10 protein-coding genes are annotated in these 13,865 nt (G+C 65.9%); all 10 read right to left on the bottom strand.

The window, feature by feature from the left end; genetic code table 11:
• Nucleotides 1-15: 15 nt before the first annotated feature.
• The 10 genes from DR039_RS04515 to DR039_RS04470 all read right to left on the bottom strand — a co-directional run bounded on the left by DR039_RS04515 (nt 16) and on the right by DR039_RS04470 (nt 13,862).
• Nucleotides 16-1,503, bottom strand: a complete 1,488-nt coding sequence (locus DR039_RS04515) for an FAD-dependent oxidoreductase (protein WP_111836216.1) — start codon at nt 1,501-1,503, stop codon at nt 16-18.
• A gap of 116 nt (nt 1,504-1,619) precedes the next feature.
• On the bottom strand, nt 1,620-2,729 hold the full coding sequence (locus DR039_RS04510) for a polyprenyl synthetase family protein (RefSeq protein ID WP_111836215.1): 1,110 nt from the start codon (nt 2,727-2,729) through the stop codon (nt 1,620-1,622).
• On the bottom strand, nt 2,726-4,291 hold the full coding sequence (gene nuoN, locus DR039_RS04505) for an NADH-quinone oxidoreductase subunit NuoN (RefSeq protein ID WP_111836214.1): 1,566 nt from the start codon (nt 4,289-4,291) through the stop codon (nt 2,726-2,728). The genes DR039_RS04510 and nuoN overlap by 4 nt, the downstream gene beginning before the upstream one ends.
• Nucleotides 4,288-5,838: an NADH-quinone oxidoreductase subunit M gene (locus DR039_RS04500; protein ID WP_111836213.1), complete on the bottom strand. Its 1,551-nt coding sequence runs from the start codon at nt 5,836-5,838 to the stop codon at nt 4,288-4,290. Before DR039_RS04500 ends, nuoN begins: the two co-directional genes overlap by 4 nt.
• A 5-nt stretch (nt 5,839-5,843) precedes the next feature.
• A complete protein-coding gene (gene nuoL / locus DR039_RS04495) occupies nt 5,844-7,856 on the bottom strand; it encodes an NADH-quinone oxidoreductase subunit L (protein ID WP_111836212.1) in 2,013 nt (670 codons plus the stop codon).
• Nucleotides 7,857-7,867: 11 nt separating this feature from the next.
• Nucleotides 7,868-8,173 carry an NADH-quinone oxidoreductase subunit NuoK gene (gene nuoK / locus DR039_RS04490; protein WP_111836211.1) on the bottom strand — a complete coding sequence of 102 codons (306 nt, stop codon included), beginning with the start codon at nt 8,171-8,173 and terminating at the stop codon, nt 7,868-7,870.
• Nucleotides 8,170-9,129, bottom strand: coding sequence for an NADH-quinone oxidoreductase subunit J (locus DR039_RS04485; protein WP_111836210.1), 960 nt, complete (start codon nt 9,127-9,129; stop codon nt 8,170-8,172). Before DR039_RS04485 ends, nuoK begins: the two co-directional genes overlap by 4 nt.
• Nucleotides 9,126-9,815 (bottom strand): NADH-quinone oxidoreductase subunit NuoI, encoded by a 690-nt coding sequence (nuoI, locus tag DR039_RS04480; protein WP_111836209.1) that lies wholly within the window; start codon nt 9,813-9,815, stop codon nt 9,126-9,128. The genes DR039_RS04485 and nuoI overlap by 4 nt, the downstream gene beginning before the upstream one ends.
• The gene (nuoH, locus tag DR039_RS04475) at nt 9,808-11,205 is read right to left on the bottom strand and encodes an NADH-quinone oxidoreductase subunit NuoH (RefSeq protein WP_111836208.1); all 1,398 of its coding nucleotides are present in this window, start codon (nt 11,203-11,205) and stop codon (nt 9,808-9,810) included. Before nuoH ends, nuoI begins: the two co-directional genes overlap by 8 nt.
• Nucleotides 11,202-13,862 (bottom strand): NADH-quinone oxidoreductase subunit G, encoded by a 2,661-nt coding sequence (locus DR039_RS04470; protein WP_111836207.1) that lies wholly within the window; start codon nt 13,860-13,862, stop codon nt 11,202-11,204. Before DR039_RS04470 ends, nuoH begins: the two co-directional genes overlap by 4 nt.
• Between the last annotated feature and the right edge of the window lie 3 nt (nt 13,863-13,865).

Here is a 13,865-nt window from a genome sequence, read left to right as displayed (position 1 = left end):
GGCCCGGAGACATCCTCAGTCAGCTAGGCGGTGGGCGACGCGCGCGGGGACCCGATCGGCGTCGGGCTGGCCAATCAAATCTGCAGGCGCACCCAGCCCCCGAGAGATGGAAGTCATGGCACTGCGGGAAACCACCTTGACGCGCTCGCGCGGCTTCATGGCCCCACCGGTCACCTCAACCTCCCCGTACTCCTCCCCGAGCTCGCGCTCGTAGGCGTCCAGCAGCTCCCAGCCCTCCCAAGTGGTGAAGGGGACCTTCCGCTGGGTCAGCAGCGCCAGCATGGCGTCGTGACCCACCTGGGCAGCATCGTCGGTGCTGGCGTGCAGCAGGCCAGCTTGGGCATCAGCCACCAGGTTGCCGATGGTCTCCTGGGCATCAGACTTGGTGGAGCCGATCAGGCCCACGGGGCCACGACGCACCCAACCGGTGGCGTAGACGCCGGTGATAGGGGTGCCGTCCTCCCCCAGCACCCGGCCCCCCTCATTGGGCAGCACGTGGCGCTCCGCGTCAAAGGGCAGTCCTTCAATGGGGCTGGAGGCATAGCCGACCGCACGGTAGACAGCCTGGCAGGGCCAGTCGGTGAAGACGCCGGTGCCATGCACGCTGCCGTCACCGCTCAGGGAGGTGCGTTCGGTGCGCAGGCCGGTGACGTGCCCCGCCGCGTCAGTGAGGACCTCTACCGGCGCCTGGAACAGGTGAATGTGGATGGTGTGGGAGGCGGTGAGGTCCTCCGGATCCTGCATGGCGTAGCCCTCCAGGGCCTTAACCACTTGGCGCTGCTGGTTGGAGGCGGCCAGGGCGGCCTGGGAGCCCTCGTCGTATTCGAAGTCCTCCTCGTCCACCGTCACGTCCACGTCAGGCTGCTTGCCGAGCTCACGCAGCTCCAAAGGGGTGAACTTGACCTGGGCGGGGCCACGGCGACCGAAGACGTGCACGTCAGTGACCGGGGAGGCGGCCAACTGCTCCGCCACGTTCTGCGGCACCTCGGTGACCAGGAGATCTTTGGCGTGCTTAGCCAGCACACGGGCAATGTCTAGGCCCACATTGCCCACACCGATCACCGCCACCTCTTTGGCCTCCAGGGGCCAGGTGCGCGGATGGTCGGGGTGACCGTCGTACCAGGAGACAAAGTCAGCACCGCCGTAGCATTCGGGAGCCTCCACACCGGGGATATCCAGGGGGGCGTCCGTGTCCGCACCGGTGGACAGCACGATGGCGTCGTAGTGCTCACGCAGCTCAGCGATGCTCACGTCACGGCCCACCTCAACGTTGCCGATCAGGCGGATGTCACCGCGCTGCAGGATTTTGTAGAGGGCCACAATAATCTGCTTAATGCGCGGGTGATCGGGGGCGACGCCGTAGCGCACCAACCCATAGGGGGCAGGCAGCTGCTCGAACAAGTCAATACTCACGTCGAGCCCAGACTTAGACAGGATGTCGGAGGCGTAGATACCGGCGGGCCCGGCTCCGATGACGGCGACGGAAAGCGGACGCGTGCTCACTGTTCTCAAAGTTCCTGACTCGAAGTGCGGTTGGGTAAGGCTAGGCAGCCTGGCGCCAGTCTACGGAGGAAAAGCGCCCGGCTGTTGACCGGCTGCCCCCTGGCGCCGCTGAGCTTTTAGGCGGTGCGGTCCACCAACAGGCAGGCCAGTTTCTCCAGCCCCTCCCTCACGACGGCGGTGCGGGCTGCGGCGTCCTCCAGCGCCGACTGCCGCGAAGCCTCGTCCAGCACCCCGGTAGCGTCCAAACGCTCTGTGGTCCCGGCGGCCACCGCCTCCTCCAGCCCTTCCAGCGCATCCACGGCCTCCCGCGCCCAAGCGAAGGCCATCTCTCGGGTGCGCTCCAGCACCGGGTGCTCACGGAGCCGCGAGACCACCGTGGCCAGCACGGCGTCGTCACTAAGATCCTCAGTAGAAATCGTTGAGAGAATCGACTGGCCTGCCGAGTCCAGGGTGCCAGCGGCCAGAGCTCGCCGCAGCAGCAGCACCGGCATGGTGTCCACGCCCTCGCGCAGGTCCGTGCCCGGGGTCTTGCCGGTGGTGGCTGAATCCGAGGTGAGGTCGATTACGTCGTCGGCCAGTTGGAAGGCCACGCCGATCCGCTCCCCGAACTCCTCCACAATCGCTTCGGTCTGCGCGCCCGCATTGGTCAGCATGGCGCCGTAGCGGGCCGCTACCGCGATCAGGGAACCGGTCTTGTCAGCCAGCACCTGGAGGTAATGCTCCACCGGGTCGGTGCCCGCGGGTCGCGGCAGGGTCTCGTGGAGCTGGCCCGTGCACAGGCGTTCAAAGGTGCGGGCGTGGGCCAGCACGGCCTGCTGCCCCAGGGCGGCCACCATCTGGGAGGCGCGGGACAGCAGCAGGTCCCCGGTGAGAATCGCTGCGGAGTTCCCCCACACGGTCTGCGCGCTGGGCGCCCCGCGCCGCAGTGGGGCATCGTCCATCACGTCGTCGTGGTAGAGGGTGGCGATATGCGTCAGCTCCACCGTGACGCCCGCGTCACGCACCGCCGCACCGGTTGCCAGCTCGGGGTCGCCCAGCTGGGCTGTGAGCAGCGCCAAGGCGGGACGCAGACGCTTACCTCCGGCTGCGGCCAGGTGGGAGGTGGGGGCGTTGATCACCTCGTCCGCACGGGAGACGACCTCCATCAACCGGGCCTCAACGGCCTCGAGGGCCGGAGCGATCCGACCCTCGAGATCAGGGACTTCAAGCGGTAATGATCCGATCACGGGATGAGCATAGCGGCCCTGGTGAGGACCTCTAGCAGCGGCCCCGGCAGCACACCAAGCACCAGGGTGACGCACACGGCAATCAGGATTGCTGCCGCAGCCGTGCCATCAGAAGTGACGACGACGCCGGACTCCTCCTGCGGCTCGCGGAAGAACATCAGCACCATCAGGCGGATGTAGAAGAAGGCCGTGGCGGCGGAGGAGAGCACGGCGGCAACCACCAGGAGGATCGCACCGCCCTGAGCGCCAGCCACAAAGACCTGGAACTTGGCGACGAAACCGGCAGTCAGCGGGATACCAGCAAAGGACAGCAGGAACACACCCATCGCGGCGGCCAGCAGCGGGCTGCGGCGGCCCAGGCCCTGCCAGGCGGCCAGCTCGGTCGCTTCTGCTCCGGGGGTGCCCGCGTGACTTACACGCACCAGGGAGACAATGCCAAAAGCCCCGACCGTAGCTACGCCGTAGACCAGTGAGTAAAACAGAATGGAAAGCACACCCAGCCGGTTGAAGCCAATCAGGCCAATCAGCATGAAGCCAGCGTGGGCGATGGCGGAGTAGGCCAGCATGCGCTTGATGTCCATCTGCACGATGCCGACCACCGTGCCCACAACCATCGTCAACAGGATTACGGTCCACAGGAAGGGTGCCAGATCCCAGCCGAAACTACCGGCCACCAGGTAGTAGAAGCGCACCAGGGCCAAGAAGGCCGCAGCTTTAACTCCTGCCGCCATGAAACCGGTGATGGGCGTGGGAGCGCCCTGGTAGACGTCTGGGCTCCAAGCGTGGAAGGGGGCAGCCGCCACCTTGAACAGCAGGCCGACGGTCACCAAAACCACCCCCGCCAGCACCAGCCAGTCGCCGCCAGCAGACTGGGAGGAGTTGATGGCGGTGGCCACACCGGCATAGGTGATCCGTCCGGAGAAGCCGTACAGAAGTGCGGCACCCATGAGCAGGAAGGCGGAGGCGAAGGACCCCAGCACGAAGTACTTGAGTGCAGCCTCCTGGGACAGGAGCCGCCGGTGGCGGGCGGTAGCGGCCAGCACATACAGCGGCAAAGACACCAGTTCCAGGGTGACGAACAGGGAGATGAAGTCGTTCGCCATGGGGAACAGCATCATGCCGGCCAGGGAGAACAGGGTCAGCGGGTAGACCTCGGAGGTGGTCCAGCCTGCGTGCAGAGACTCGGTCTCCTCGGCAGAACCTGGGCGGTCTGCAGCCTGGGCGGCGAAAGCGCCGTCGTTGGCGCTGGTGCGATCCCCCATCACCAGCAGGGACAGGAAGCCGATGACCAGGATGATTGCCTGCGCGCCCACCGCAAAGGTGTCCTCAGACAGCCCACCGGTAATGGTGCCGACTGAGCCGGAGTTGACCTGGACCCAGCGACTGCCGAGGGCGACGGCGGCCCCCAGCACAGCCAGCACGGAGAGCACCAGCTGAGTGACAGGCCGGATTGAGCGCGGGGCCAGGGCCTCGACGAGCACGCCGAGCAGCGCGGCGCCAGCCACGATCAGGACTGGAATCAGCGCGGACCAGGCGATTGACGGAGCGGTGAAGGTGCTCACTTGTTGCTCCCTTCAGAGGCGGTGAGCGGGCTGGCGGGAACGGCTGCGGCCTGGGTCGGCACGGTGGTAGCAACCGTCACCTGCTCAGAGACCTGCTCAGAGACGGGGGTTAAGCCATCGGTCAACAGGAAGGGGGCCAGGCCAAGGACGAACATGGCGGCGATCACCGGGGTAAGCACCACTTTCTCGCGCAAATCCAGATCAGACAGGCCTGCGTGTACGGCTGCCGGGGCACCGGTGAAGACCCGTTGATAGGGCAGGAGGATGTAGACGGCGGCGAGCACCACACCAGCCAGTCCAGCCACCCCCAGGGCGATGGAGCGGGAGAAGGTGCCGGTTAAGACCATCCACTCGGGCACAAAGCCGGACAGGCCCGGCAGGGCGATAGAGGCCAAACCAGAGATCAAGAAAGTGCCAGCAAGCACAGGCGCCACCCGCGCCAGGCCACCAAGCTCGCTGATCCGAATGGTGCCAGTGCGGCGGCCCAGGAAGCCGACCGCCAGGTATAGGCCCGCGATAGATAGGCCGTGGGCCACCATGTAGAGCATGGCGCCGGTGGCAGCCACCTGGGAACCAATGAAGATCCCCATGACGATGAAGCCAAAGTGGCTGATCGAGGTGAAAGAGATCATCCGATACAGGTCGTCCTGGCCGATAGCCAGCAGCGCACCCCAAACAATCGAGATTGCCGCCAGCAGCAGCACCACCGGAGCCGCCCAGCGCGCAGCCTCCGGGAACAGGGGCAGGCACAGGGTAATCATGCCGTAGGTGCCGATCTTATCCAGCACCCCAATCAGCAGCACGGAGGTGCCGGGGGTGGCCTGCTCAGCAGTGTCAGGCAGCCAGGTATGCACCGGGAACATAGGAGCTTTGATGGCGAAGGCCACCATGAAGCTGATGAACATCCAGCGCGCCGCCCCCGTGGAGGCGGTCACATTGCCAGCCAGGGCATCCACCACGTAGGTGAAGGAACCGTTGGTGCCGAACACCGGCAGCGCCACCACACCCACCAGCATGACCAGACCGCCAGCCAGGGAGTACAGCAGGAACTTCAAGGCGGCACGTTGGCGCAACGGCCCCCCGAAGTGCCCGATGAGGAAGTACACCGGGATCAGCATCGCCTCAAAGCAGATGTAGAACAGGAAGATATCCCGGGCGGTGAAGATGACGACCATAAAGGCCTCAAGTGAGAGCACGAGCGCCGTGAAACTGCCCTGGCGCTCAGCCGGAATCTCCCCCCAGGAAGCCAGCAGGACTAGAGGCACCAAGAACACGGCCAGCAGCAGCATGGCCAAGCCCAGCGCATTGACGCCCAAGGTCCAGGTGACGCCCAAGCGCGGGATCCACTGGTAGGACTCCAGCAGCTGAACCTTGCCTCCCTGGCTCATATCAAAGGCGACCAGCGCCCAGATGCCCAGGGACAGGATCACCAGAGAGAAGGCCAGGCCGGTTTCCCGCGCAAAGCTGCGCAACCACGGGACCACTGCGGCCCCGATCAGAGGGATAACCGCCATGATGGTCAGAATGTGTGCATTCATCGACTGCATACCTCTCAGAGCCTGGTGGCCAGGACGGCGACAAGGGCCAGGACAGTGCCACCGAGCATGTAGCCAGCGTAGGAGCGGACGTATCCGGACTCAGTGCGCCGCACGAGCTGCCCCAGGGCGGCGGTCCCGGACCCCAATCCCTCGACGGTGGTATCAATGCCCAGCTCGTCAGCGGCCGTGGTGGCCCAAACAATCCCGGCACCCGGGTGCATGACCAGGCCCTCGTTGATGGTGTCCTGGTAGAGGTCCTTACGGGCCGCCTTGACCAGGGCATTGGCGGGCTGAAGAACGGTGGGAACTGGGCGGCGCACGTACATGACGTAGGCCGCCAGCACGCCGACGACGACCAGCCCCAAAGTGGCGGCCATCAGCACCGGCACCGGCAGAACCGGCTCGCCGTGCTCGGCGTGCCCGGTGACCGGTTCAAGCCAGTGGGCAAAGCCATTGCCGATGGACAGCAGGCCACCCAGGGCCACGGAGAAAACGGACAGGACCACTAGCGGCGCCGTCATCATCCAACCGGATTCGTGGGGGTGGACCTCGCCTTCGACGTCGTCCTTAGTGGTCCAGCGGGACTCACCATGGAAGATCATGAAGAACAGGCGAGACATGTAGAAAGCAGTCAGACCCGCACCAAACAGGGCAATCGAACCCAAGATCCAAGGCTTAGCGCCCTCACCAACGAAGGCCGCCTCAATGATCTTGTCTTTGGACCAGAAGCCGGAGAAGGGCGGGATGCCCAGGATCGCCAGCCAGCCAATGCCCATGGTGATCCAGGTGGTTTTCATAACCTTGGACAGGCCACCGAAGCGGCGCATATCCACCTGGTCGCTCATGGCGTGCATGACGGAGCCCGCACCCAGGAACAGTTGGGCTTTGAAGAAACCGTGGGTCAGCAGGTGGAAGATCGCGAAGGCGTAGCCGATGGGGCCTAGGCCGGCGCCTAGCATCATGTAGCCGATCTGGCTCATGGTGGAGGCCGCCAGGACCTTCTTCATATCGTCTTTGGCGGCACCAATGATGGCCCCGAACAGCAGGGTGATGGCACCAATGATGGCGACGGCGAGCTGGGCGGAAGGCGCAGCTTGGAAAATCGCGCCGGAGCGGACCATCAGGTAGACGCCGGCGGTGACCATGGTGGCTGCGTGAATCAGGGCGGACACGGGGGTTGGACCGGCCATGGCGTCACCCAGCCAGGCCTGCAGCGGGAACTGGGCGGATTTACCGCAGGCAGCCAGCAGCAGGCAGAAGCCGATGGCGGTAGCCCAGGCGGGACTGAGCACACCGGTGGTGGCGGAGGGCAGCACGCTGGTGAAGGCCACCGAGTGTACCTGGGAGACCATGGCCATCATGGCGGCTAGCAGGCCCAGGTCTCCCACGCGGTTCATTAGGAAGGCCTTCTTGGCGGCGGCCGCATTCTCCCGACTGGTTACCTGCTCGCGTTGTGGGGCGTCGGCGTCGGCGGTGTTCCAGAAGCCAATGAGCAGGTAGGAGGCCAGACCCACGCCCTCCCAGCCAACAAAAACTGCAATGTAGGAGGAGCCCAGCACCAAGGTGAGCATCGCGGCTACGAAGAGGTTTAGGTAGGCGAAGAAGCGACGGCGGTCCCGGTCGTGGGACATGTAGGCCACGGAGTAGAGGTGGATCAAGGAGCCCACGAAGGTCACCAGGCCCACGAAGGTCAGTGACAGCGGGTCTAGGCGTAGGCCGAGGTCAACCTTCAGGTCACCGGCGGAGAACCAGCGCCATAGGCCGAGTTCCATTACCCGCTGGTCTGCGGGCAGGCTCAGGGCTTGGCCGATGATGACCAGGCCAAGCCCGGCGGAGAAGACGGCGGCGGCCAGACCAAGCCAGTGTCCCCAGGCGTCGCTGCGGCGTCCGGCCAGGAGCAGGATGGCGGCGGAGAGTGCCGGGACAGCGATCAGCAGCCAGGCCAAAGCGGCAGGCCCGTGGGCAGCGGTTACGCCTGCACCGCCCACGGCGGTGTGCGTGAGAGCTGCGAGGGTGGATGGGAGCATCACGTGGCCTCTCAGTTCTTGAGCAGGTTCTCGTCGTCAACCGACGTGGACCTGCGGGTACGGAAGATGGACACGATGATCGACAAGCCGACGACGACCTCCGCCGCAGCCACCACCATCACGAAGAAGGCAAAAACCTGACCGGTCAGGTTGCCGTGGATGCGGGAGAAAGTCACCAAGACCAGGTTCACGGCGTTGAGCATCATCTCCACGCCCATCAGCTCAATGACCGCGTTGCGCCGCAGGAGCACGGTGAGGGCGCCCAGGGCAAAGAGCACCCCGGCCAGGACGATGTACGCGCTTACTGGGACGCTCACTTCGGGTCCTCCTTGTTGGTGTCAGCCGGGGTGGCCTGCACGCGAGCGCGGCGCGGTGCCACGGGCTGAATGACTCCGGGGGCGGCGGCACCTGGCATGGAGGCCATACCGGACTGCTTGACCGGAGCTTCCAGCGCCGCCTGCCCGGCGCGCTGCGCAGCGGCCAGTTCTGGGGCGACGTCGCCCAGTTCCAGCTCCTGCCCCCGGGCCACCAGGGGCCGGGGCACAGAGTCGACCAGAGCTTCACCGCTGGCGGCCAGGGCGGGCGCGGCGGCGGTGTTGGTGGAGGCGTAGACGCCAGGCATGGGCTTCTGACCGGGGTGAATGCCGTCCTGCGCGTAAGCCCGCATCCGCTCTTCCATTAGCTCACGCTGCGTGGTCTTGGGGCGGATGCGGTCACGGTGAGTGAGAGTGAGGGCGCCGACAGCGGCTACCACCAGCAGCAGGCCGGTGATCTCCATGATGACGACGTGATCCCCGAAGAGCGCCAGGCCCAGGTTCTTGGGGGTGGCGAGTTCGCCGCGCTGGAGGCCCCGGAACTCACCCAGGTCGGTGGCTAGCACGGCCGCCCCCAGTGAGGCGGCCAGTCCCAAGCCGCCGAGCAGGGCTAGGGGCGTCTGCAGTGGTGAGGAAGTTCCCGCAGTGGGCTCGTCACCGCCCAGGCCCACGAGCATGATGACGAACATAACCAGGGTCATCACGGCACCGGTGTAGACCACCACCTGGGTGATGCCCATGAAGGGCGCCTCGTTGGCCAAATAGAGGATGGCCAGGCAGACCATGATGGCGATCATGTTGATGGCAGCGTGCACGGCGCGCTTGGCGGTGAGCACGCCGATGCCGCAGGCCACGGTGGCTAGGGCGATAGCTGCAAAGAGAACGGTCTCACCGAGGGTCAGGTTCCCGGTGGAGCCGACAGCGGCGGGCAGCAGAGCGGAGGAAAGCTGGGCGTTCACAGGTGGGCCTCCTTCTCAGCCTGCGGAGCGGGAAGGGGCTTGACCCCGTCAAGGCTGGGGTCGTCCGGGCGGTTAGCGCGGACCCAGTCGACCTGAGCCTGAGTGGGGCCGTTAACGACGCCCCGGTAGTAGTCGCCGTCTTCAGTGCCTTCCACCATGGGGTGGGGGGCAGCTAGCGCCCCCTCAGGCACGGAAGCAAGGAGATTCTGCTTCTCGTAGATCAGGCCAGTGCGGTTGGGACCGACCAACTCCTCAATCTCGTGAGTCATGGTGAGTGCACGGGTGGGGCAGGCTTCAATGCACAGGCCGCAGAAGATGCAGCGCAGGTAGTTGATCTGGTAGACGCGGCCATAACGCTCTCCCGGGGAGTACTGCTCCTCGGGGGTGTTGGCGGCAGCTTCCACATAGATGGCGTCGGCGGGGCAGGCCCAAGCACATAGCTCGCAGCCAATGCACTTCTCCAAGCCGTCGTCGTAGCGGTTGAGCTGGTGGCGCCCGTGGTAGCGCGGCATTAGCTGGGCCGGCTCAAAGGGGTACTGCTCAGTGACGGTGGGCCGGAAGATTGAGGAGATGGTGACCCCGTAGCCAGCTACCGGCGCAAAGACGCGCCCCAGCAGTCCCGGCTCGTCTCGCAGCCACTGGTCATGGTCCGTGTGGCCCTGCTGTTTGGGCTTGGGCTCAGTCATCGGTTCCCTCCTGGACGTCGACGTCGGGGGTGATCTGGCGGTGGCTAACCAGCTGCTCCTCGCGACGCATCTGGCGCGGTGAGGTGGGCAGGGTCTGGCCGGGAAGCGGCGGCACGGGGAAGCCACCTGCGAAGGCGTCAATCTCCTCACCGGGAACAATCAGCGTGCCATCGCCGGAGAGCATGTGTTCGCGTGCATCCTCCGGCTCCCCGCCGGGGATCACGAACATCAGAATCAGCGCCACGATCAGGATCCCGGCGATGACCGCCATAATTCCGGTGAAACTAATGCCGGTGAAGAAGCGGCTGCCCTGCACCACGGACACCATCGCGAACCACACCAGGCCCACGGGGATGAGGAATTTCCAGCCGAAAGCCATGAAGTGGTCGTAGCGGAAGCGCACCAGGGTGCCGCGAGTGACGATCATGAACAGCATCAGGCACCAGACCTTGCCGATGAACCACAGCATCGGCCACCAGCCCTCATTGGCACCCGGCCAGAAAGAAGCCAGGATGAAGGAGCGCCAACCGCCCAGGAACAGGGTGGTGCATACGGCAGAGACGTTGAACATATTGATGTACTCACCCAGGAAGTACCAGGCGAATTTCATGGAGGAGTACTCCACCATGTGTCCGGCCACCAACTCGCCCTCCGCCTCAGGCAGGTCGAAGGGCAGGCGGTTGACCTCAGCGACCATGGAGATCACGTAAATGATGAAGCTGGGGGCAATGCCGATAATCCACCACAGGGTCTGTTGAGAGTCCACGATGCCGGAGGTGGACATGGTGCCGGAAACCACGAAGACCGAGAGGATCGCCAGGCTCATGGAGAGCTCGTAGGAGATCACCTGGGCGGCGGAACGGACCGCACCCAGCAGTGGGTAGGTGGAGTGCGTTGACCAACCACCGAGGATGATGCCGTAGATCCCGAAGGAGCTGACGGCCAGCACGTAGAGCACAGCCACCGGGAAGTCGGTCAGCTGCAAGGGGGTGCTGTGACCGAAGATCGACACCTGCGGGCCGAAGGGGATAATCGCGAAGACCATGAAGGCGCTGAAAGCGGCGATCATCGGGGCCAGCATGTAGGAGAACTTCTCCGCACCAGCCAGCCAGAAGTCCTCTTTGAGGAGCAGCTTGGTGGCGTCAGCGATCAGCTGGGGCAGGCCCAGGGGGCCGTTCACATTCGGGCCGGGCCGGGTCTGAACGCGTGCCAGGACACGCCTTTCCGCCCAGATCGCCACGATGACGCTGACGATCAGGAACAGCAGGATGAACACGGCTTTGAGGACTGAAAGCCACCAGGTCTCTTGGCTGAAGTCAGCCACCACGCCGTCCAGCCGTGAGTTGGGGACGGCAGTCAGCAGGCCGGGGATGAGAGTCGCGGGGCTCACCGGACCACCTCCTGGGGGGTCGAGATCGACACTGTGTCGCCGTAGCGAACGCCGAGGGTTTGGCGCACGGTGGATCCGGCGGAGCATTCGGGCAGCCAGACGGAACCTGCCGCCACCGTCCCCACGCGGGCAGGCAGCGTAATGGAACCGGTGGCGGTGGAAACGGCGACGGCGTCGCCATTGCGCACCCCGAGTTTGCCTGCCAGCTCAGCGCCCAAGCGGACGGTGGGGACCAGGGCGGTGGCGGCCAGGAAGGGCTCGCCGTCCTGGAGTCGCCCAGAGTCCAACTGTGGCTTGTGCATAGCTAGGACGGCGGGGCGTCCGGCGGGTAGCTGCTCGCCTTCCCCGGAGGCAGGCTTGACGAAGACCACCTCCGGTCGCTCGCCGTCCCAAAGGCCCAGGGCGGAGAGTTCGGCGTGGAGGGTCTCCAGGGAGTCGACGCCCAGATTGGTGCCCAGCTCTGCGGCCAGCATGCCCAGGACTTGGCGGTCGGTGCGGCTGTGAGAGACGTGGGCCTGACCGAAGGGGCGCACGCGGCCCTCCCAGTTCACAAAGGTGCCGTTCTTTTCCACGGGTGGAGCCACGGGCAGGACGACGTCGGCGTGCTCACTAACCTCGCTGCGGCGGACCTCCAACTGCACCAAGAATCCGGCGGCGGACATTGCGGCTCGGGCCAAGCCCGGGTCCGGGAAGTCACGCAGGTCAATGCCGCCCACCAGGGCGCCCCCAAGTTCACCGTCCAGCAGGGCGTTGAGGATGCCGGTGGTGTCGCGGCCGATGGAGGCAGGCAGGCGAGCGCCGTCGGCTTTCCCGTCAACAGCCAGGCCCCAGGCCTGCTCCACCTCGGCGCGGGCGCGCGCGGCGGAGACGGGCCGTCCACCAGGCAGCAGATGCGGCAGCAGACCAGCTTCAATGCCACCGCGCTCACCGGCGCGGCGGGGTATCCAGGCAAGCTCGGCGCCAGTGACAGCCGCCAGGGAGTCCACGACCTTCAGCAGACCGGGGATGGCGGCAGCGCGCTCACCCACCAAAATGGTGGCGCCTTCCTGGCGCAGTTCCTCCACCAGCTCGGGATGGGTTTGGCGCAGGGTAGCGATGGCACGGGCTTCCTGGCCCGGAGCAGCCAGGACTACCTGGGCGTTTAGCTTGGTGGTGCCGCGGGTGGCGGTGGGAGCGATGGTCGCTACCTTCACTCCCCCGGCGCGCACACCCTTGCGCAGACGCAGGAACAGGGAGCCGCACTCGTCCTCAGGCTCCAAGGCAACCAGCAGGACCTGACCGGCCCGCTCCAGGGAGGAGTAGGTGACAGCGCCCAGGCCGGTGCCGGCCACGCGGGCCGCCAGGAAGGAGTCCTCCTCAGTGGAGTGGTCGCGCACGCGCTGGTCAATGTCGTTAGTGGCCAGGACGGTGCGGGCAAAGCGGGACCAGGCCCAGCCGTCCTCCAGGGTGAGGCGGGCACCTGGCAGCAGGCCGACGCCACTTTCCGCCTTGACTTTGGCCAGGCCCTGGGCGGCGACGTCGAGGGCGTCTGACCAGGAGGTGGGGACCAGTTCGCCCTGCTCGTCGCGCACCAGAGGAGTGGTCAGACGGTCCGGGCAGGTAGCCCAAGTGAAGGCGAAGCGGTCCTTGTCAGTGATCCACTCTTCGTTGACCTCTGGGTCGTTCCCGGCCAGGCGGCGCAGCACGGTGCCGTGGCGGGTATCCACGCGGATGGCGGAGCCGGAGGCATCGTGCTCGGTGACCGAGTCAGTGGAGACCAGGTCCATGGGGCGGGAGCGGAAGCGGTAGCGGGCGCTGGTGAGGGCACCCACGGGGCAGATCTGGATGATATTGCCGGAGAAGTAGGAGGCGAAGGGGCGTCCGGAAAGGTCCAGCTCCTCCCCTGCTGGGCCGGAGTTGGTGCCGGCGGCCACGCCTGCTTCACCGCTGGGGCCAGACAGGTCTGTGGCGGGCGTAAGGCCCTCCTGGCCGCGCGTAGCGATTGAGTCGGCGGCAGGCTGGGTGGTGTAGTCCAGGACGGCGGCGTCAAAGCGGCCGATCTGCTCGGAGTACAGGCCACCGGTGAGGTGTCCGCCGGGGTGCCCGGCGCCGCGGCCCTGCAGGGTGATGAAGCGGTCGCCGGGGATCTGGTCGGCAAAGCGCACGCAGCGCTGGCACAGGATGCAGCGGTCGCGGTCCAGCAGCACATTGCTGGTTAGGCGCAGTGGCTTGGGGAAGACCCGTTTGACGTCAGTGAAGCGGGTGGCGGACTGGGCGCCAGAGGCCATGAGTTCCATGGCGGTGTTCTGCAGGGGGCATTCTCCGCCTTTGTCGCAGACGGGGCAGTCCAGGGGGTGATTGATGAGGAGGAACTCCATGGTTCCGGCCTGCGCCTGGGCGGCTACGGGGCTGGTGGCCTGGGTGGAGATCTCCATGCCTTCCATGGCGGTCATGGCGCAGGAAGGCTGGGGTTTGGGCATGGGCCGGACGACGCCTTCGCGGTCCGGCATAGCTACCTCCACCAGGCACTGGCGGCAGTTGGCAGAGGGGGAAAGCAGCGGGTGGTCACAGAAGCGAGGAATCCGCACGCCAGCCTTCTCGGCGGCGCGGATCAGGAGGGTCCCCTTCTCGACCTCGACGGGAATCCCGTCAACCGTCATCTTGACCATGTCAGCCATGTG

The sequence above is a fragment of the Actinomyces bovis genome, from assembly GCF_900444995.1.
Classification (GTDB): domain Bacteria; phylum Actinomycetota; class Actinomycetes; order Actinomycetales; family Actinomycetaceae; genus Actinomyces; species Actinomyces bovis.
This window is presented reverse-complemented; position numbering and strand designations above follow the sequence as displayed.